Here is a 17,182-nt window from a genome sequence, read left to right as displayed (position 1 = left end):
GGAAAAACATCCATGAACCCACGTATCGCGCTGTCCTGCTTGTCCCTCACGTTGCTCGCCTCCACCGCCCACGCCGCACCGACGCTGTACCTGGGCATGAACGGCGGCACCATGGAACGGGTGTACGCCGACAAGGTGTTGCCCGCGTTCGAGAAGGCCAATAACGTCAAGGTGGTGATCGTCCCCGGCACCTCGTCGGACATCCTCGCCAAGGTCCAGGCCAACAAAGACAACCCACAGATGCATGTGATGTTCCTCGACGACGGCATCATGTACCGCGCCATCTCCATGGGCCTGTGCGACAAACTGGCGCCAAGCCCGACCCTGGCGCAGATCCCGGACAAGGCGAAGATCAAGGACCAAGCCGTGGCCGTGACCCTGGGCGTCACCGGCCTGGGCTACAACGCCCGCATGTTCAAGGAAAAAGGCTGGGCCGCGCCGACCTCATGGATGGACCTGGCCGACCCACGGTTCAAGGAAAAAGTGGTGTTCCAATCCCTGGCCTCCTCCACCTTCGGCCTGCACGGTTTCCTGATGTTCAACCGCCTGCAGGGCGGCGACGAAACCAACGTGGAGCCCGGCTTCAAGGCCTGGCCAAAAACCGTCGGCCCCAACGTGCTGGAATACATCGCCAGCTCGGCGAAGATCTCCGAGATGGTGCAGACCGACGAAGCCGCGATCTTCCCCCTCACCCCGACCCAGGTCGCCACCCAGAAACTGCTCGGCGTGCCGATGGAATATGCACAGCCCAAGGAAGGCGCGGTGGTGCTCAACGTCGCCGAATGCGTGATTGCGCGCAATGACCAGCCGGAACTGGCGCAGAAACTCGCCGCCTTCCTGCTGACCGCCGAGGCCCAGGCCCCGGCACTGGAAGAAGGCGACCAGATCCCGTCGAACCCAACCACACCGACCACCGACAAGACCCGTGCACGGGTGGAAGCGATGCAGGGGTATTTGCAGACGGCGATTTCGATTGATTGGGACCAGGTGAACCAGGCGCGGCCGGAGTGGAATGCGCGGTGGAGTCGGTCGATTGAGCGGTAGCGCCTTATAACCGCGCCTAGCGCCGGACTCGTTGGCGCTGGGTGCGGATTATTCTGCCGATGCGCTGGCGCTTTTCGCGCAGTTTTACCCACTCATTGCGAGCTTCGCGGTAGCGCTTGCTGTTGAGCAGTAATAGGGCAAGCAATGGAAACAGAATGCCTGACACATAGAAAACCTTATGAGGGCGATAGGCGATGGTGGGTAGAACACCAACCAAGCACAAGAACATCAAGATAACTGGGACCCATATCCATCCTGGATAGCCACGGACAACCATGAAATTGCAGTGGGCAATAAGAAAAGACGCACCGAGTACCGAAAAATAGGAATACCTGAGGTTCTCACCGGCGGGTAGCACTTCAAAGTAACTCCCAATCATCATCGGAACACCGATGGCGATCGTAAAACCTTGAGCAAAAAGTGCCCCCGTAGAAACAGGAAAATAGCGTTTCAAATAACGCAGAAGTTCCTTGTAAGTCATCAGAAATATCATTCTTCAAACGCCTCATATAACCCCACGGCAATCGTTCGAAAATTGCCATTTACAACGCTACCTCCCACAGTCATTGAAGCGCCTACGACATCCTTGATCTGAGTAACCGTGGCATGACGAAGCTTCGCAGGGGTCAGTCGCTTAGGTAAATCACCTGCCAGCTGTTTCAACTTGATCATTTTCGAAGTCAAACGCGGATGTTGAATACTCAACAACTCCTTCGTCAATTTTGCTCTTTCCTGTCGAGTAAGCCCCTTGAGTACTGGGTACCAACCTTTGCCGGTGGTTGCCTTCGTCAAACTGACTAGCTTTACAGTCGTTAGGAAGGAGGTGCCGGCCCCCACAAGCGCAACAGCGTCCAGAGCAGCGGTTGCATGTTGATACCAAGGATCACTGTCCAGCAGTTGATTTTTCGAGGGATCGGTCAATTCGTTGTACACACGATACCCGCCAACAATGCACTGAGCGAAACTGGCCGTAGCAGATGTATAGCCAACAACTGCAACCACTGAGCTGATACCGCCAGTAAATGGGATTGCAGCAGTACCACTGACTGCCACAAGCCAACCTAAAATCGCACTGCCGCATGCAAGCCCCATCCCGAGCGCCTCAAACACGAGTTGCGATTCCACCGGCTCATGCTCCAACCGCCGCACAAAATCCAACCGCGCCATCGACCTCGGCATCTCCCGCAAGATCACGCGCTTGGGCAACACACTGCAAATCGGCTGAAACTCACGCAACGTCACCGGCCACAACTGGGCGTCGAGGTAAACCACCCCTGCCCCGGCAATTGCAGGATCAGCGTCGATCACAGCAAACAGTCGACGCAGGTCAATGCTGCTTTCTACCCGCTCACGGGTGGTGAGGTGAGCCTTCGGGAAACCGTCCTTCAATAAGCTGGTGGCCATTCCTTTACTCCTGAATTCACAAGAGCGCAGAGCGTAAAGAATCAATATCTGCCAGGAATGTAGGAAGGTTTTCTTTTTTAAGACAGGCACTTCCCGATCTGGCCTCAGCGTCTTGTAGTCAATCCTGGGAATAGGAAAAGTAGGCCCCGCGCCACCACCGGCGAACGATCAGACAAGGAGCGAACATGGCGACCGATATGTTTTTGAAGCTGGGAGACATCAAGGGCGAGTCCAGGGACCAGGTGCATCGTGATGAAATCGATATCACCCGTTGGGGTTGGAGCCTGTCCCAATCCGGCTCAATGCATAGCGGTACGGGCGGCGGCGCGGGCAAGGTCAATATGGCGAATATCGCGATTGAGAAGACACTGGATAAATCCACCCCAAACCTGATGATGGCCTGTGCCACCGGCAAGCATTACCCCGAAGCACGCATTGTGGTGCGCAAGGCTGGAGGCGACAGCAGCGTGGAGTATCTGGTGATCACGTTGAAGGAGGTCATGGTTGCCACTTACGACACGCGTGCAGCGGCAACCAATGACGTACTGACGGAAGAAATCAGCCTTAACTTCGCCAAGGTGGAAGTCAGTTACCAGCCACAGAAAGCCGATGGCGGCAAGGATGGCGGGCCCATCCGGTTCGGCTGGAACATTCGCGAAAATATCAAGGTGTAGGCACGACAGGCAGCGCGCGCTTGTGCGCTGTCTTGCTATACGCCCCCTCGACAATCGCCCGCACCCGCTCACTCACCGGCTCACCCATCAGGTACGCATCGATCTCTTCGTACGTGCAGCCATAGGCCTGTTCATCCAGCTTGCCCGGCGCCAGTTCTTCCAGGTCGGCCGTCGGCTGCTTGTACACCAGGTTCGCCGGGGCACCAAGGGCACTGGCGAGCAGGCGCACCTGGGTCTTGGTCAAGCCCGACAGTGGCGCCAGGTCGCAGGCGCCGTCGCCGAATTTGGTGAAAAACCCCATCAATGCTTCGGCGCCATGGTCGGTGCCGACCACCAGGCCGTTGTGCAGGTTGGCCACGGCGTACTGGGCGATCATGCGGGTGCGGGCCTTGACGTTGCCCTTGATGAAATCCACCTGCGAGGCACTGGCTTCGGTGGCGGTCAGGCTGGCCATCAGGCCGTCGACACTGGCGGCGATGTTCAGGGTGTCGATGTGGTCCGGGGTGATGAAATCCAGCGAGGCCTGGGCATCGCTCTCATCGGCCTGGGTCTTGTAGGGCAGGCGCATGGCGATAAAGCGCGCGGCGTAGCCCTCGCTGCGCAATTGTTCCACCGCGAGCTGGCACAGGCGGCCGGCGGTGAGGGAATCGACGCCGCCGCTGATGCCCAGCACCAGGGCCTTGCAGCCTGACTGGCGCAAGGTGGTCTTGATGAAGTCGAGGCGCCGTTGGATTTCCTGGGCTTCACCGCCCTTCACCAATGTGCGATCGATATTGAGTTCCTGCGCGATACGTTCCTGCATGTCACACCTCCACGTTGCCGACATTGAATACCTTCGCCGCGTACTGCAAAAACGAGGGGTCTTCGCAGACGTTCTTCACCGGGTCATCGGAGAACTTCACCACCGGTTCGCCGTGCACGCGCACCAGTTTCATGACGATGCTCAGCGGCTCGACGCCGTCCACATCGCAAGCCAGGCTGGTGCCCATGCCGAAACCGAACTTGGCCTTGCCACGGATGTGCCGCAGGATCGGCAGGCATTTTTCGAAGTTCAGGCCGTCGGAGAACATCAGGTCCTTGGTCATCGGGTCGATACCCAGCTGTTTGTAGCGGGCCAGCACCTTGTCGGCCCAGGCGATCGGGTCACCAGAGTCCTGGCGCAGGCCGTCGTAGAGCTTGGCGAAGTACAGGTCGAAATCCTTGAGGAAAAAGTCGGTGCTGATGGTGTCAGTCAAGGCAACGCCCAGGCGGCCGCGGTATTCACGCACCCAGTTTTCCAGGCCGGCATTCTGGCTTTCGCGCAACCGCCCCAGTTGCTGGTGCACCATCATCCACTGGTGAGCCATGGTGCCGATCAGCGGCAGGTCGAATTCGTAAGCCAGGTGCGCATTACTGGTGCCGACGAACTGGCCGGGGAAGTCGCGGCGCATGATGTCCACCACTTCGCGCTGGGCCTTGAACGACAGGCGCCGGCGCGTGGAGAAATCGGAGACGCGCAGGTCGGCCAACTCGTCGCGGCTGAGGTTTTTCTCCAGCCAGTCGAACTTCTGGTAGAGCTTGCGGGTGACGTCTTCCAGGGTCACGTCGGGGTATTTGGCGCGGTTGCGCAGTTCGCTGACCAGCGCCAGTAGCGGTTGTTCGAACATGATGCAGTGCAACATCGGCCCGACCACACGGATGTTCAGTTGGCCGTCGACTTCGCTGACGTGGATATAGCGCAGGTTGAAGCGGAACAGGCCGAGGAAGCGTTCGTAGTCGGGGGTCAGGTATTCGCGAAAGCGTGGGTTGAACAGAAAGCGCAGCTCGCCCTCACGCATCTGCAGGCCGGCCATGTTCTCAAGCTCGGCGCGCAACTCGGGGATCAGGTGGCCGAGCTTTTCCTTGGCGCGCACGATGAAGTTGTATTCCACATCGACATTCGGGTGCTGGTGCAACACCGCCTGCATCATGGTGAAGGTGTAGTAGTCGGTGTCGAGCAAGCCCTGGATCACCGGGGCTTCGTAGTCGTAGGCACTTTCCATGGTGTATCTCCTTAACGCGTGGCCATCGCGGCCAGTTCTTCGCGGGTGCTGCTGATGACGGCACCGGCCTTGAGCAACTCATTGACGGCCTGTACACCGCCCTCCTCACTGATCCCCCGGCACGCCGGCAGGTGCAGGACCACCTCCAGGCCGGCCTTGAGCAGTTGCAGGGCGGTGGTCTTGACGCAGTAGTCCAGGGCCAGGCCGCCGACGATCACGCGAGTGACGCCCTGGGCCCTGAGGTACTCGATCACACCGGTGGAGAGTTTGTCGTGCAGGTCGTGGTAGCAGGCGCCATAGGGGTGCAGGTCGGGTTCGACGCCCTTCCAGATGAAGTAGTCGTAGTCATAGGGCGTGGGCAACTCGTCGAGCAAGGTAAAGCCTTCGGTGCCCGGCACGCAGTGGCTGACCCAGGTCACATCGGCGTGTACCAGGCCAGTGGGCTGGAGCATCTCGCTGTGCTGCGTGACCACCCAGGGTGCATGGGGGGTGTGGGCGTCCTTGCTGCCGACGCGGTGGCCGGCGAGGCTGGCCATGTAGTTGAGTTCGGCACCGATCCGGTCACCGCCGGCCACCGGCAACTCGTTGGGGCACAGCGGCGTGAAGCTCTTCTGCGCGTCGACGTCGAATGAAGCAATGGCAGTTTTCGCAAGGGTCATGGCGGTTCTCCTGTGGCCTGGAAACAAAAGTACACGTCATGTACTTTCATTGCAAGAAACATTTATTTATCTATCCTGACGCAGGTACATGACATATCTGTTCGATCCGTTAGACTGTGCCCCACCGCTGCTCAGAAGGACGTCACATGCCCCTTAGCCCCTACCTCCATACCGTCGACCTGTGCGTGCTGTGCTACTGCCGCGCCGCCGGGGAACTCCAGTTGTTGCTGAACAAGCGCGAAGCCGAACCCTTCGCCGGGCATTGGGCGCTGCCGGGGGTGGTGGTGAATGGCGACGTGCAAGATCTGAGCCTCCAGGATGCGGTGGAACGCTTGCGCGCCAGCAGTAAGGTCGGCCTGGAGCTGGCCTGGAGCGAGCAAGTGGGCACGGTGGGCGATGCGTTTCGCGATCCGCGTTGCTGGTCGTCGTCCACGTACTACCTGGCGATCGTCGCGGATGAGGTGGCGCCGAGTGCGCATCAAGGCTGGTTCGCGCTGCAGGCGGTGGCCGATGGCAGCATCAAGTTGCCGTTCGATCACAACAGCATCGTCGCGGCCGTGCAGGAACGGCTGTTTTCCAAGTCGCTGTACAGCAACTTGCCGCTGATGTTCCTGGGCAATGAATTCAGCGCGCCGGAGGCGACCACGATCTTTTCCCTGGTGCTGGAGCGGCCGGTGCTCAAGACCAGTATTCGCCAGCGCCTGTTGAAGCTGACGGAGGCGGGATATTTGCGCGAGACGGGGCGCAAGAAGCAGGGTGAAGGCGGCAGGCCCCAGGCGACGGTGGAGAACCTCAAGCCTGGGGCGGTTTACTTCTTTGATCGCAGTTTTGCCGATTAGGCACCCTTTTCAAGAACGATGACCTTCAAATGTGGGAGGGGGCTTGCTCCCGATAGCGGTGTGACAGTCAGCAAATAGAGTGACTGATCCACCGCCATCGGGGGCAAGCCCCCTCCCACATTTTGAGCGGTGTATGGCTTAGTTCATCCAATTACCGCCATCCACGTTATAGGTTTGCGCCACTACGTAGTCAGCCTCTTTGGACGCCAGGAAGATCGCCATCCCGGTCAAATCCTCGGCCGTCCCCATCCGCCCGAACGGCACCTCTGCCCCCACCCGCCGCTTCTTCTCGCCAGGTGCCAGCCCTTCATGCCTGGCGAACAGGGCATCCACCCCGTCCCAATGCTCGCCATCCACCACACCCGGCGCGATGGCGTTGACGTTGATGCCCTGCTTGATCAGGTTGAGCCCCGCCGATTGCGTGAGGCTGATCACTGCCGCCTTGGTCGCGCAGTAGATCGCCACCAACGGCTCGCCACGCCGCCCGGCCTGGCTGGCCATGTTGATGATCTTGCCGCCATGGCCCTGGCGGATCATCTGCCGGGCGGCGGCTTGCAGGGTGAACAGCGTGCCGGCGACGTTGATCGAGAACAGCCGATCAAAGCTGTCGCGGGTGATGTCGACGATGGGCGCCAAATCGAACAGCGCCGCGTTGTTGACCAGAATGTCGAGCTTGCCGACCTGGGCGACCACGGCGGCAATCGCGCTGTCGATGGAGGCCTGGTCGGTGACGTCCATCGCCACCGCGTAGGCCTGCGGACCAAGTTCGGCGGCGGTTTCCCGGGCCCGTTGCAGGTTGATGTCGGCGATGGCGACAGTCGCGCCTTCATGGATATAGGCCTGGGCAAACACGCGGCCAATCCCGCGCGCCGAGCCGGTGATCAGCGCGCTCTTACCTTCGAGTCGTTTCATAAGGCATCTGTCCTTTGAACATTATTTGGGATAGCCGGCGCGTTTCATTTCGCGCTCGGTGGTGGACTGCGCCTGGAGCAACGCCTGCTCGACCGACATGCCCCCCGTCAGCGCCGCCGAGAACAGTTTGCCGACGGACGTGCCGATGGCCTGGAACTCGGGAATGGTCACGTACTGGATGCCCACGTACGGCACGGGTTTGGCCGACGGGTGCGCGGGGTCGGCATGCCGCATCATCTCCAGGGTCACCTGGGCAAACGGTGCAGCCTGGAGGTACGCCGCGTTGTAGGTGGACTGGCGGGTGCCAGGCGGTACGTTGGTGATGCCTTCTTTATCGGCGACCAGCTGGATGTAGCCCTTGGACGTGGCCCAGGCGATGAAGGCCTTGGCGGCGTCCTTGTGTTGGGAGGTGGCCGGGATTGCCAGTGACCAGGCGTACAGCCAGGAGGATCCCTTGTCGGTGACTTCGGTGGGGGCCGCGGCGAAGCCTACGCTGTCGGCGACTTTGCTCTGGCTCTTGTCGGTGGTGAAGGAGCCGGCAACGCTGGCGTCGACCCAGATCGCGCACTTGCCGCTGTTGAACAGCGCCAGGGTTTCGTTGAAGCCGTTGCTGGACACGCCGGGCGGGCCGTATTGCTTGAGGGTGTTGACATAGAAGTTGGCGGCAGCGGTCCACTCGGGACTGGTCAATTGCGGCTTCCACTGCTCATCGAACCAGCGCGCACCGAAGGCGTTGGCCATGGTGCTCAGCAGCGCAATGTTCTCACCCCAACCGGCCTTGCCGCGCAGGCACATGCCGTATTGGCCGTTGTTCTTGTCCGTGAGCTTGGCGGCGAAGTCACCGAGCTGGGTCCAGGTCGGGTGCGCAGGCATGCTCAGACCGGCCTGCTTGAACAGGTCGGTGCGGTAGTAGGTGACGGTGCTTTCCCCGTAGAACGGCAAGGCATACAAGGTGCCGTTGACCGACAGGCCCTGGCGCACGGAGGGGAAGATATCGTCGGCGTCGTAATCGGCCGGCAATTGGGTCAGCGGTTCCAGCCAGTGCTTGGCGCCCCACAGCGGGGTTTCGTAGGTGCCGATGGTGAGCACGTCAAACTGGCCGCCCTGGGTGGCGATATCGGTGGTGAGGCGCTGGCGCAGCACGTTTTCTTCCAGCACCACCCAGTTGAGCCGGATGTCCGGGTGCTGCTGCTCGAACACCTTGGAGAGGCGTTGCATGCGGATCATGTCGCTGTTATTGACCGTGGCGATGGTCACGGTATCGGCAGCCTGGCTCGGCATGGCCAAGGCCAGGCCGGAAAGCAGGAACAACGCTTGCGGAATCTTGGACATAGCGGTTTCCACCTGTTGTTTTTGTTGTTGAGGGCCGATTACAGCAGCTTGGGCCAGGCCCTCACAAACGCCTGACGCATGCCTGGCTGATACTTTTTTAACCGCTGCATAGGGCGCAAAAAAGTATCAGTGCCGGGCGAAACCGGGGGTAGCGCAGGTAGTGCCACCCGCGTATTTTGAGGCGACTGCACCCATAGAAGAGGCAGCACCATGCCCGTCAGCCGCGCCAAGCTGTTCGAACATCGCCCCGCCGAGCTTGAGGTGATCCTGCCCGAGCCGCAGCACTGCTTTCGCTGGTTCGAACATGACTACCCCTACGATCTGGCACGCTGGAATCACCATCCCGAATTTGAAATCCACCTGATCCGCCAAGGCAGCGGCAAGTTGGTGGCGGGCGACTATATCGGTGCGTTCGACGCCGGGCATGTGGCGCTGATCGGCCCGGACCTGCCCCACGACTGGATCGGCGAACTGGCGCCCGGCGAACACCTGGCCGGCCGTGACGTGGTGCTGCAATTCGACGGCGCCGCCCTCCTCGCCCTGCGCAAGACCCTGCCGGAACTCGGCGACCTGCAACCGTTGTTCGAACAAGCCCGACGTGGCCTGGAGTTCAGCGGCGACACCGCCGTGCAGGCCGCACGCTTGATGGAGGCCATCGGCAACGCCCACGGCCTGCAACGGCTGATCCTGTTCCTGCAATTGCTAGACAGCCTGAAAAACGCCCCGGCGCAGCAGGTAAAGGCCCTGGCCAGCCCCTGTTACGCCCCGACCCTGGACGCACGCAGCGCCGAGCGCATCAACAAGGCCTTCGACTACCTGATGCGCGAACTCACCGGCGACGTGCGCCTCTCGGTCATCGCCCAACAGTTGGACATGAGCGAACCGGGCTTCTCACGTTTCTTCAAGCGCAACACGGGCCATGGGTTTATCGACCTGATGCGCAAATTCCGCGTGCAACGCGCCTGTCGGTTACTGCTGCAAAGCGAGATGTCGGTGGCGGATATTTGTTTTGAAGTGGGCTACGCCAACCTGTCCAACTTCAACCGGCACTTTCGGATCGAGATGCGCCAGACGCCCAGCGAATATCGCCGCGAAACGGCGATGCACCTGTTAAACCCCTTCGAAAAAATGGCACCCAGTCATTTCTGATCAAAAGGTCGAGTAATTCTGCTTTTTTCCATGGCATTCAAGCCATTAAGCAAAGTTGGTACAGCCTGTGCAACCGTTTGCGGTACGAACTTGACCGCCAAGTTCACCACGACCCGATGAATCGGGTTCAAACCGCGTACGAATAGGGACTTTCAATGCACCCCACCTCAAGGCCCCGTGCCTGCTTTGGTGTTTCCTTGCTACTGGCCGCCGTAACGGGAGTACTCAGCGCGCCCATTTTGGCGCAGGAAAAACCCGTGGATGACTCAGCACAGGGCGAAACCCTGAGCCCTGAGGCCAGCCCGGCGAAAAAAGGCGTCTATCTGTCGGAATGGTTCAACCAGGACCTGACGCTGATCGGCAGTAAAGACATCAGCTTCGGCCCCAAGCCCCAGGATGATGTGTACCTGGAATACGAGTACTTCGGCCGCAAGGGGCCCTTCGAGTTGTACGGCTACATCGACGTGCCGAAGATCCTCGGCATCGGCAACAGTAACGACAAAGGCGCGTGGGACCATGGCTCGCCGGTGTTCATGGAGCACGAGCCGCGTATCTCCATCGACTACCTGGCCGGACGCAGCCTGGCCATCGGCCCGTTCAAGGAATGGTATGTGGCGTTCGACTGGATCTACGACCACGGCAGCAACAAAGCCAACCGCGCCAACACCCTGTACAGCGGCCTCGGTACGGACATCGACACCCATTCGCGAGTCAACTTGTCGGCGAACTTCTACGGGCGTTACCAGTGGGAAAACTACGGCGCCAGCAATGAGTATTCCTGGGATGGCTACCGCGCACAGATGAAATACATCGTGCCCATCGGCAAGTTCGACAACGGTGCGTCGCTGACCTATATCGGTTTCACCAACTACGATTTCGGCTCGGACCTGCACAAGGACAACCCGGCGCGCACCGCCAACGCCCTGGTGGCGACCAACGTGCTGCTGTATTCCTTCACCCACCTGCGCTTCACCCTGGTCGGTCGTTATTTTCATAACGGCGGCAACTGGGAAGATGGCAGTGAGTTGAACTTCGGCGAGGGTAACTTCCGCGCCCGCTCCGACGGCTGGGGTTATTACGCCGGCGTGGGCTACCAATTCTGATCAAGGAGTATTAGATGAATACGTTTACCCGTCTCTCCATGGCCGTCGGCCTGGCGCTGCTGCCCCATGTGGCGCTGGCTGATTCTGCTGCCCCCATCAAGCCCAAGGTGATGCTGATCACCATGTTCGCCCCCGAGGCGCAAACCTGGATCGACCGCCTGGAACTCAAGCAGGAAGTGCGCGTGCCGGGACTGTCTGCCGAATACCCAGTGATCCGTTGCAACACCCGGGACGTGTGCCTGCTGGTGACCGGCATGGGCCAGACCAACGCCGCCGCGTCCACCCTGGCCCTGGCGTTGTCGCCCAAGTTCGACCTGCGCCAGAGCTATTTCCTGATCGCCGGGATTGCCGGGATCAGCCCGAAACACGGCACCATCGGCACTGCCGCCTGGGCCCACTACCTGGTGGAGTTCGGCACCCAGTGGGAGCTGGATTCGCGGGATGCGCCCAAGGATTGGCCGACCGGCTACCTTGGCATCAACACCAAGGGGCCCAACGAAAAGCCGCCGCTGGACTACAAGACCGAAGTGTTTGAGCTGAACCCCAAGCTGCAGGCCAAGGCGTTCGCCCTGTCGCACACAGTCGAACTTACGGAAAGCAAAGAGTCCGCCGCCTGGCGCAAACACTACCCCGCCGCGCCCGCCAACCAGCCGCCGCGAGTCACCCGCTGCGACACCCTCGCGGGCAATACCTGGTTCTCCGGTACGCGCCTGAGCGAACGCGCCGAGGTGTGGACCAAGTTGCTCACGGATAACAAAGGCGAGTACTGCACCACCCAACAGGAAGACAACTCCACCTACGAAGCCTTGCTGCGCGCCAGCCGCGAGGGGTTGGTGGACATCCAGCGCCTGGCCGTCGTACGTGCCGGTTCGGACTTCGACCGCCCATACCCCGGCTACAGCGAAGTCGACAACCTGCTCAAATACGCCGACCAGGGCGGTTTCGTACCGGCGCTGGAAAACCTGTACCGCACGGGGAACCCGCTGGTACAGGCGATCCTCAACAACTGGTCGGCCTGGGAAAAAGGCGTTCCGGAAGCCTAGTGCAGCCCAAAAGGTGTCAAGGCAGGAAGATGATTTTGTCCGCGCTGCCTTGGTTCACCTCCCCATAGCACTGCACCCCATCGGCCAGCGCCACCACGCGCAGGCCGCTGGGCAGCGGCAACAAGCCCTCGTCGAAAAAACGTCCGAACTGCTCCAGCATCACCGCGCACTGCTCACAGTTGTAGAGCAATGAATTGATCCCCACCACCGAGCCGCCCTTGCGATACAGGGCCAGGGCCGGCATTTGTACGTGACCGTCCACCGGCGCGGCAATGATCGCGATGCGACCGAACGGCGCCAGGCCTGCCACGGCCGCCGGCAGCCAGAAACCGGTGGTGTCGAAGATCACATCGGCGCCGCCCTTGAACACCGCATTCACCTGCGCGCCCAGCGCTTCGGGCTTGCCCAACGCAATCGCGTCGAACCCTTGCGCCTGCAATACCTCGACCTGGTCAGCCTTGCGCACCGCCGCCAACACCTGGGCACCCAGGACCCTCCCCAAGGCTAATGCCGCGCTGCCCACCGCCCCATTGGCGCCGATCACCAGCAAGCGCGTGCCTTTGCCCACGCCACTGCGCTGCAGCGCATCCCAGGCCGTGGTGTAGGGCACTCCCAGGCTGGCGGCCTGGGCAAAACTCAGGTGGGCAGGTTTATGCGCCACGCCTTTGGCCGACACGGTGAGGTATTGGGCGTGGGAACCGTCGGCGAAAAAGCCCAGGTCGCGACCGGTGCCCCAGACCTCCTGCCCCACCAGCGCCTGCGGACCTTGCACCACCACGCCGGCGAAGTCGCGGCCAGGTATGCGCGGCACGGTGGTGTAGGGGAAACGCCCGAGTACGTTCTTCACGTCGCTGGGGTTGAGGCCCGCCGCCTTGATCTGTACCAGCACTTCATCGGCGGCCGGTACCGGCGTGGCGACGTCGACGAAGCTCAGGGCGCCGAGGTCGCCAGTAGCGGAAAATTGCAGTGCTTTCATTGCCAGTATCCATCGAAGGGAGAAGAGGAATCAGGACCACCAACCGCTGAGCAACTGCCGCCCCATGGGCCAGAGTTTTTCGCCGAGCAGCATGCCCATCAGGCCCACCAGCGCAATAGCAGGCGGTGCGGGCGAACGGAAGTCCAGCGCGCCGTAGATCACGCCGACAAAGAGGCCAATGCCAAGAGAGATCAGGTAACTCATGGGGGCGACGCCTGGTGGTTTGATGGGCTTAGTGTAGGAAGCCCATCCCGGCAGCATCGGCCAAACGCTTCAGGATTTCGGCCAACTCACATACTGGGAAGGCGCCATCCCCAGTTCACGCCGGAACATGTCGCTGAAACTGCTCGGCGAATAGCCCAGGGAACGCGCGACAGCACTGACCGACTGGCCCTGGATCAACTCGGCCACCGCCGTGGCCAACTGCACCTGGCGGCGCCATTCGGCAAAGCCCATGCCCAGGTGGTGCTGGAACAGTCGCGCCAAGGTACGCACGCTGGCACCGGCCGCTTCGGCATGCTGCTCGAAAGGAATCTCCAGGGACGGCGCCGCCATGACCGCCTGGCACGCGCTGATCAGCCGGCGGTCAGCCTCCACCGGCATGGCGATACGAATCTGCGAGCGCCGGGCCCGTTGCAACTCCAGCAGCGCCAGGCCGACCAAGGCGGCGTAATACCCCGCGTCACCGCTGTCGCCCTGTTCCACCAGCGTGACGATCAACTCACGCAGCAGCCCACCGACTTCAATCACCTGCACCTGGCTGTCCAATGTCGCCGCCAGGGCCGGACGCAAGTAGATGTTGCGCATCTGCAAATCCGACACCACCCGAATGCCGTGCTCCACGCCCGGCGGCAGCCAGACCGCGCGCTGGGGCGGCACCACCAGGGCTTCACGAGGGGTCTCGACCCACATCACGCCGCTCATGGCATAGAGCAATTGGCCCCAGTCGTGGCGATGGGGCTCCACGTACAGGCCACGCGGGTAGGTGCGCGCCAAGGGTTGCACGGGGACGGCGTGATCACTGAGGTCGGGGGGTGCAGCCAGGGCCATGGGGAGCACATCTATCGGGAGTCAGCCGCCATGGTAAAGACCACCGTCCGACAATCCGAGTGAATTTTTACCGCCGAGGGCGATCACTTGCTTACACCACCAGGGTTGAGGGGCCAATGAATAACGCAAAACTGTTTGTGATCGACTACACCCTTCATGGCGAAGCCAAGTCATTCATCATTCGTCTGGAAAGGCTCGATACCTTGGAGGCCTGGCATTGGGCAAGCTGTGACGCCGGCGTGGGCCGTATCGGCCGGTTTGCCCGCGAGCGGGTGAAGAAAACCAGCCAGGAACAGGCCGAGAAATTCGGCATAAAAAACGTGCAATGGCGCCGCTCGGATGTGCGCGCCCAGGCTTGATCAGGGAGAGATAACCATGGATTCAATCAACGGCAAGGCGCGCATTGATTACACGCGCGACACCTTGTTCGGGCCGCTGGCCAGGCATGTCGAGTGCCAGGTCAGCTTGCAGCGCAAACCCGGCTGGCTGGTGCTGAAAGTGTTCCAGCCGCTGCCGGACGATTTGCATGATGCGCAGACCCTGGTGCTGGCCTTCGAAGGTCGACGAACCAGCGGCGTGGTAAAAGACAGCCGGCGCTTGTCCGACCACAGCCTGCGCCTGGAGCTGGAACCCCAGTAAGCGATACGCAGGGAGCGCGCTATTGACGCTCCCTGCGAACGTATTCAGCCTTTAGCCGACTTGGCGCACTCGCACCCCGTCGCCGCCGCACAAGGCTCGCCATGGGCATGGTGCTCGGCACAGCCCTGGCAGCAATAGCCCTTACCGTCCTTCATTACCGCATCGACGCCCAGCACACACTTGCAATGCGGGCAGGCACAGGTTTGATCAGGCATGGCCAGACTCCTTCTTCTATGGTCGTCCGGTGCGGCGGTTGCCGGCACCTTAAGCAGTGACTGCCAGGCGTCGGCGATGGTTCAAACCATCAGTCCGTGCGTGTATTGCTGCGGTACATGAACACCAGGGCCAGAGCCAGGCACACCATCGCCAGGATGCGGCTGCTCGACAGTTCGACGGCCGGGTTGCCCAGCCACCCAAAGTTATCGATCAGCATGCCCATGCCCAATTGCCCGGTGATCACGGCCACGGTTGCCACCGCAGTACCGACCACCGGCACGGCCCCGACCATCACCATCATGTACACCACGCCGAACAGGGCGCCGGTCAATTGCCATTTGGGTACGTCGAGCAGGCTCACGGACTGGGCCGGCTCGAAGAAGAAAATCAGCAGCGCGGTGGTCAGCGCGCCCACCGCAAACGTCAGCAGACTGCTGCGCAACACGCCCACCGCCTGGCCGAGACGACCATTGATTGCAGCCTGCACACTCAACACCGCACCGGCAGCAATCACCAGCACCAATAACAGAATCAGATTCATCGCCTTACCCTCGTGCAATCAGAACAAGTGCCGCCACAATCAACGCCAGGGCTATCCAGCGCTCGCCATTGACCCGTTTGCGTGCAGTGCCGAACCAGCCGAAATGGTCGATCAGCACGCTCTTGCCCACCTGGCCGGACAAAATCGCGATCATGGTCATGGCAATACCGATGTGCGGCGTGGCCAGGGTCAGCACCACCACATACATAGGCCCCAGGAACCCACCGATCAGTTGCCAGCGCGGCAACTCGGACAACGCCGGGCCCTTTTGCGGGCCGCTGAACAGCAGCAGCAAAAACAGAATCGCCGAGCCGACGCCGAAGATGCTCAAGGTTGCCCAGAGGTGCCCCACTTGCACGCCCAGCGGCCCGAGCAATCCCGCCTCGACCGACAAGCCCATGCCGGCCAGGATCACCAGCGGCAACAACAGCAGCCGTAGAAGGTTTTTCTTCGGCGTGGCTTGCGCCACAGCCTCGATGGAACTTGCTTGCATACATCACCTGCACGTCAACAAAGGATTGGATGACGCGCATTATCCGGTGGCCGTCCTGTGCGATAAATGGGAGCATGCCGACAACACCTTTGCGTAATACGCACAACCTGGAGGCCTGATGCAGGGCTTGAATGAATTGAGTTTCAAGGCACTGCGCCTGTTCGTCGCGGTGCTGGACCACGGCAGCTTTTCCGAAGTAGCTCGCCGTGAAGGCCTGGCGCCCTCCTCCATCTCCCGGCAGATCCAACTGATGGAGCAGGCCCTCGGCCAGCAGTTGCTCTACCGCCACACCCGCGCGGTGAGCCCCACCGAGGCCGGGCGCCTGCTGGGGCGACACGCACGCTTGATGCTCGAACAGCTGGAAGCCGCCGGCCAGGCCCTGCAGGAACAGGAAAGCGAACCCAGCGGCCTGGTGCGCATCAACGCGCCGATGGTGTTCGGCCAGCGTCACCTGTCACCGTGGCTGGGAGAGTTATGCCGGCGCTACCCGAAGCTGCAACTGGACATCCAGCAAACCGATACATACGTCGACCCGCTGCAAGACGGCACCGACCTGCTGTTCCGTATCGGCGTGCTCAACGACTCCAGCATGCAGGCGCGCATCTTCGCCCCCCAGCGTTTTCGCCTTGCCGCCAGCCCCGCCTACCTGGCCCGCCAGGGCACGCCCCAGCACCCCGAGGAACTGCTCCATCACCAGTGCCTGGCCTACAAGGGCATCACCGGCCAGCAACGCTGGTTCTTCCGCAAAGGCCAGGGCGACTGGACGCCCTACAGCGTCAAGGGCCCGATCACCGGTAACCACGCCGACACCCTCACCCACGCCGCCGAACAAGGCCTGGGCCTGGTGGTGTTTCCGTCCTGGCTGATCGGCGAAGGCCTGCGCGCTGGCACCCTGCAAGCCGTACTGACGGAATACGAAGTGGCGACCACGCTGGAGCCGCAGCAGATCGCGGCGCTATGGCCGGGGAGCCGCAGGCTGTCGCTGAAGGTGCGCACGGTGATCGATTATTTTGTGGAGTGTTTTGGGACGGTACCGTATTGGGATCGATGAGCGGTTGAGGAATTTTCCGAGTAGTAAAAGTAGGCT

At 61.2% G+C, this 17,182-nt stretch carries 22 protein-coding genes; 9 read left to right on the top strand and 13 right to left on the bottom strand.

The window, feature by feature from the left end; all coding sequences use genetic code 11:
- Positions 1 to 12 precede the first annotated feature (12 nt).
- Entirely contained in the window at positions 13 to 1,044 is a 1,032-nt protein-coding gene (locus NIBR502773_RS27770) for an ABC transporter substrate-binding protein (protein WP_115489123.1), read from the top strand.
- 16 nt (positions 1,045 to 1,060) lie between these two features.
- Here the strand turns inward: NIBR502773_RS27770 and NIBR502773_RS27765 are convergent, their stop codons facing one another.
- A complete protein-coding gene (locus NIBR502773_RS27765; protein WP_257228078.1) occupies positions 1,061 to 1,525 on the bottom strand; it encodes a hypothetical protein in 465 nt (154 codons plus the stop codon).
- A gap of 8 nt (positions 1,526 to 1,533) precedes the next feature.
- Entirely contained in the window at positions 1,534 to 2,448 is a 915-nt protein-coding gene (locus NIBR502773_RS27760; protein ID WP_141157467.1) for an NAD synthetase, read from the bottom strand.
- A gap of 185 nt (positions 2,449 to 2,633) precedes the next feature.
- On the opposite strand from NIBR502773_RS27760, the gene NIBR502773_RS27755 reads away from it, so the two are divergent.
- Positions 2,634 to 3,122, top strand: a complete 489-nt coding sequence (locus tag NIBR502773_RS27755; RefSeq protein ID WP_141157466.1) for a type VI secretion system tube protein Hcp — start codon at positions 2,634 to 2,636, stop codon at positions 3,120 to 3,122.
- Here the strand turns inward: NIBR502773_RS27755 and nadE are convergent.
- Genes nadE through NIBR502773_RS27740 form a run of 3 tightly spaced genes read right to left on the bottom strand, consistent with a single transcriptional unit; the run spans position 3,112 to position 5,802 of the window.
- Entirely contained in the window at positions 3,112 to 3,924 is an 813-nt protein-coding gene (gene nadE, locus NIBR502773_RS27750) for an ammonia-dependent NAD(+) synthetase (RefSeq protein ID WP_141157465.1), read from the bottom strand. The genes NIBR502773_RS27755 and nadE overlap by 11 nt on opposite strands.
- Position 3,925: 1 nt before the next feature.
- On the bottom strand, positions 3,926 to 5,143 hold the full coding sequence (pncB, locus tag NIBR502773_RS27745) for a nicotinate phosphoribosyltransferase (RefSeq protein ID WP_141157464.1): 1,218 nt from the start codon (positions 5,141 to 5,143) through the stop codon (positions 3,926 to 3,928).
- 11 nt (positions 5,144 to 5,154) lie between these two features.
- Positions 5,155 to 5,802: a nicotinamidase gene (locus NIBR502773_RS27740; RefSeq protein WP_115489128.1), complete on the bottom strand. Its 648-nt coding sequence runs from the start codon at positions 5,800 to 5,802 to the stop codon at positions 5,155 to 5,157.
- Between the two features lie 146 nt (positions 5,803 to 5,948).
- Here NIBR502773_RS27740 and NIBR502773_RS27735 point away from each other — a divergent pair, with 146 nt between their 5' ends.
- A complete protein-coding gene (locus tag NIBR502773_RS27735; RefSeq protein ID WP_141157463.1) occupies positions 5,949 to 6,641 on the top strand; it encodes an NUDIX hydrolase in 693 nt (230 codons plus the stop codon).
- Positions 6,642 to 6,779: 138 nt separating this feature from the next.
- Here NIBR502773_RS27735 and NIBR502773_RS27730 read toward each other — a convergent pair whose 3' ends face one another.
- A complete protein-coding gene (locus NIBR502773_RS27730) occupies positions 6,780 to 7,553 on the bottom strand; it encodes an L-iditol 2-dehydrogenase (protein WP_141157462.1) in 774 nt (257 codons plus the stop codon).
- Between the two features lie 21 nt (positions 7,554 to 7,574).
- Positions 7,575 to 8,885, bottom strand: a complete 1,311-nt coding sequence (locus NIBR502773_RS27725) for a sugar ABC transporter substrate-binding protein (RefSeq protein WP_141157461.1) — start codon at positions 8,883 to 8,885, stop codon at positions 7,575 to 7,577.
- 210 nt (positions 8,886 to 9,095) lie between these two features.
- On the opposite strand from NIBR502773_RS27725, the gene NIBR502773_RS27720 reads away from it, so the two are divergent.
- From NIBR502773_RS27720 to NIBR502773_RS27710, 3 genes are all read left to right on the top strand, one after another.
- Positions 9,096 to 10,034 carry an AraC family transcriptional regulator gene (locus NIBR502773_RS27720; RefSeq protein ID WP_141157460.1) on the top strand — a complete coding sequence of 313 codons (939 nt, stop codon included), beginning with the start codon at positions 9,096 to 9,098 and terminating at the stop codon, positions 10,032 to 10,034.
- 155 nt (positions 10,035 to 10,189) lie between these two features.
- Positions 10,190 to 11,137 carry a nucleoside-specific channel-forming protein Tsx gene (locus NIBR502773_RS27715; protein WP_027607506.1) on the top strand — a complete coding sequence of 316 codons (948 nt, stop codon included), beginning with the start codon at positions 10,190 to 10,192 and terminating at the stop codon, positions 11,135 to 11,137.
- A 14-nt stretch (positions 11,138 to 11,151) separates the two neighbouring features.
- Entirely contained in the window at positions 11,152 to 12,180 is a 1,029-nt protein-coding gene (locus NIBR502773_RS27710) for a purine nucleoside permease (protein ID WP_141157459.1), read from the top strand.
- A gap of 16 nt (positions 12,181 to 12,196) precedes the next feature.
- Here the strand turns inward: NIBR502773_RS27710 and NIBR502773_RS27705 are convergent, their stop codons facing one another.
- The 3 genes from NIBR502773_RS27705 to NIBR502773_RS27695 form a co-directional block, all read right to left on the bottom strand.
- The gene (locus tag NIBR502773_RS27705; RefSeq protein WP_141157458.1) at positions 12,197 to 13,156 is read right to left on the bottom strand and encodes a zinc-binding alcohol dehydrogenase family protein; all 960 of its coding nucleotides are present in this window, start codon (positions 13,154 to 13,156) and stop codon (positions 12,197 to 12,199) included.
- Positions 13,157 to 13,186: 30 nt separating this feature from the next.
- Positions 13,187 to 13,360 (bottom strand): DUF1427 family protein, encoded by a 174-nt coding sequence (locus NIBR502773_RS27700; RefSeq protein WP_081744482.1) that lies wholly within the window; start codon positions 13,358 to 13,360, stop codon positions 13,187 to 13,189.
- A 69-nt stretch (positions 13,361 to 13,429) separates the two neighbouring features.
- The gene (locus tag NIBR502773_RS27695) at positions 13,430 to 14,206 is read right to left on the bottom strand and encodes a helix-turn-helix transcriptional regulator (protein ID WP_141157457.1); all 777 of its coding nucleotides are present in this window, start codon (positions 14,204 to 14,206) and stop codon (positions 13,430 to 13,432) included.
- Positions 14,207 to 14,322: 116 nt separating this feature from the next.
- On the opposite strand from NIBR502773_RS27695, the gene NIBR502773_RS27690 reads away from it, so the two are divergent.
- Entirely contained in the window at positions 14,323 to 14,565 is a 243-nt protein-coding gene (locus NIBR502773_RS27690) for a DUF6555 family protein (RefSeq protein WP_141157456.1), read from the top strand.
- A gap of 16 nt (positions 14,566 to 14,581) precedes the next feature.
- A complete protein-coding gene (locus tag NIBR502773_RS27685; protein WP_065939786.1) occupies positions 14,582 to 14,845 on the top strand; it encodes a hypothetical protein in 264 nt (87 codons plus the stop codon).
- A gap of 44 nt (positions 14,846 to 14,889) precedes the next feature.
- Here NIBR502773_RS27685 and NIBR502773_RS27680 read toward each other — a convergent pair whose 3' ends face one another.
- The 3 genes from NIBR502773_RS27680 to NIBR502773_RS27670 all read right to left on the bottom strand — a co-directional run bounded on the left by NIBR502773_RS27680 (position 14,890) and on the right by NIBR502773_RS27670 (position 16,095).
- Entirely contained in the window at positions 14,890 to 15,060 is a 171-nt protein-coding gene (locus NIBR502773_RS27680) for a metallothionein (protein WP_074846300.1), read from the bottom strand.
- Positions 15,061 to 15,149: 89 nt separating this feature from the next.
- Positions 15,150 to 15,602 (bottom strand): DMT family transporter, encoded by a 453-nt coding sequence (locus NIBR502773_RS27675; RefSeq protein WP_027607512.1) that lies wholly within the window; start codon positions 15,600 to 15,602, stop codon positions 15,150 to 15,152.
- Between the two features lie 4 nt (positions 15,603 to 15,606).
- Positions 15,607 to 16,095, bottom strand: a complete 489-nt coding sequence (locus NIBR502773_RS27670) for a DMT family transporter (RefSeq protein ID WP_065939787.1) — start codon at positions 16,093 to 16,095, stop codon at positions 15,607 to 15,609.
- A 118-nt stretch (positions 16,096 to 16,213) separates the two neighbouring features.
- Here NIBR502773_RS27670 and NIBR502773_RS27665 point away from each other — a divergent pair, with 118 nt between their 5' ends.
- Positions 16,214 to 17,146, top strand: coding sequence for a LysR family transcriptional regulator (locus NIBR502773_RS27665; RefSeq protein WP_065939868.1), 933 nt, complete (start codon positions 16,214 to 16,216; stop codon positions 17,144 to 17,146).
- Positions 17,147 to 17,182: the final 36 nt, after the last annotated feature.

This window comes from Pseudomonas sp. NIBRBAC000502773 (assembly GCF_006517195.1).
Taxonomy (GTDB): Bacteria; Pseudomonadota; Gammaproteobacteria; order Pseudomonadales; family Pseudomonadaceae; genus Aquipseudomonas; species Aquipseudomonas marginalis.
The sequence above is the reverse complement of the archived record's forward strand: the minus strand, read 5'-3'. Positions and strand labels throughout refer to the sequence as shown.

What these genes read in the sequence shown, in the direction of transcription:
- nadE (WP_141157465.1), bottom strand. Translation starts at nt 3,924, where the DNA reads ATGCAGGAACGTATCGCGCAGGAACTCAATATCGATCGCACATTGGTG.
- NIBR502773_RS27715 (WP_027607506.1), top strand. Translation starts at nt 10,190, where the DNA reads ATGCACCCCACCTCAAGGCCCCGTGCCTGCTTTGGTGTTTCCTTGCTA.
- NIBR502773_RS27700 (WP_081744482.1), bottom strand. Translation starts at nt 13,360, where the DNA reads ATGAGTTACCTGATCTCTCTTGGCATTGGCCTCTTTGTCGGCGTGATC.
- NIBR502773_RS27685 (WP_065939786.1), top strand. Translation starts at nt 14,582, where the DNA reads ATGGATTCAATCAACGGCAAGGCGCGCATTGATTACACGCGCGACACC.
- NIBR502773_RS27720 (WP_141157460.1), top strand. Translation starts at nt 9,096, where the DNA reads ATGCCCGTCAGCCGCGCCAAGCTGTTCGAACATCGCCCCGCCGAGCTT.
- NIBR502773_RS27755 (WP_141157466.1), top strand. Translation starts at nt 2,634, where the DNA reads ATGGCGACCGATATGTTTTTGAAGCTGGGAGACATCAAGGGCGAGTCC.
- NIBR502773_RS27765 (WP_257228078.1), bottom strand. Translation starts at nt 1,525, where the DNA reads ATGACTTACAAGGAACTTCTGCGTTATTTGAAACGCTATTTTCCTGTT.
- NIBR502773_RS27675 (WP_027607512.1), bottom strand. Translation starts at nt 15,602, where the DNA reads ATGAATCTGATTCTGTTATTGGTGCTGGTGATTGCTGCCGGTGCGGTG.
- NIBR502773_RS27735 (WP_141157463.1), top strand. Translation starts at nt 5,949, where the DNA reads ATGCCCCTTAGCCCCTACCTCCATACCGTCGACCTGTGCGTGCTGTGC.
- NIBR502773_RS27665 (WP_065939868.1), top strand. Translation starts at nt 16,214, where the DNA reads ATGCAGGGCTTGAATGAATTGAGTTTCAAGGCACTGCGCCTGTTCGTC.
- NIBR502773_RS27680 (WP_074846300.1), bottom strand. Translation starts at nt 15,060, where the DNA reads ATGCCTGATCAAACCTGTGCCTGCCCGCATTGCAAGTGTGTGCTGGGC.
- NIBR502773_RS27725 (WP_141157461.1), bottom strand. Translation starts at nt 8,885, where the DNA reads ATGTCCAAGATTCCGCAAGCGTTGTTCCTGCTTTCCGGCCTGGCCTTG.
- NIBR502773_RS27690 (WP_141157456.1), top strand. Translation starts at nt 14,323, where the DNA reads ATGAATAACGCAAAACTGTTTGTGATCGACTACACCCTTCATGGCGAA.
- NIBR502773_RS27740 (WP_115489128.1), bottom strand. Translation starts at nt 5,802, where the DNA reads ATGACCCTTGCGAAAACTGCCATTGCTTCATTCGACGTCGACGCGCAG.
- NIBR502773_RS27695 (WP_141157457.1), bottom strand. Translation starts at nt 14,206, where the DNA reads ATGGCCCTGGCTGCACCCCCCGACCTCAGTGATCACGCCGTCCCCGTG.
- NIBR502773_RS27760 (WP_141157467.1), bottom strand. Translation starts at nt 2,448, where the DNA reads ATGGCCACCAGCTTATTGAAGGACGGTTTCCCGAAGGCTCACCTCACC.
- NIBR502773_RS27710 (WP_141157459.1), top strand. Translation starts at nt 11,152, where the DNA reads ATGAATACGTTTACCCGTCTCTCCATGGCCGTCGGCCTGGCGCTGCTG.
- NIBR502773_RS27730 (WP_141157462.1), bottom strand. Translation starts at nt 7,553, where the DNA reads ATGAAACGACTCGAAGGTAAGAGCGCGCTGATCACCGGCTCGGCGCGC.
- pncB (WP_141157464.1), bottom strand. Translation starts at nt 5,143, where the DNA reads ATGGAAAGTGCCTACGACTACGAAGCCCCGGTGATCCAGGGCTTGCTC.
- NIBR502773_RS27770 (WP_115489123.1), top strand. Translation starts at nt 13, where the DNA reads ATGAACCCACGTATCGCGCTGTCCTGCTTGTCCCTCACGTTGCTCGCC.
- NIBR502773_RS27705 (WP_141157458.1), bottom strand. Translation starts at nt 13,156, where the DNA reads ATGAAAGCACTGCAATTTTCCGCTACTGGCGACCTCGGCGCCCTGAGC.
- NIBR502773_RS27670 (WP_065939787.1), bottom strand. Translation starts at nt 16,095, where the DNA reads ATGCAAGCAAGTTCCATCGAGGCTGTGGCGCAAGCCACGCCGAAGAAA.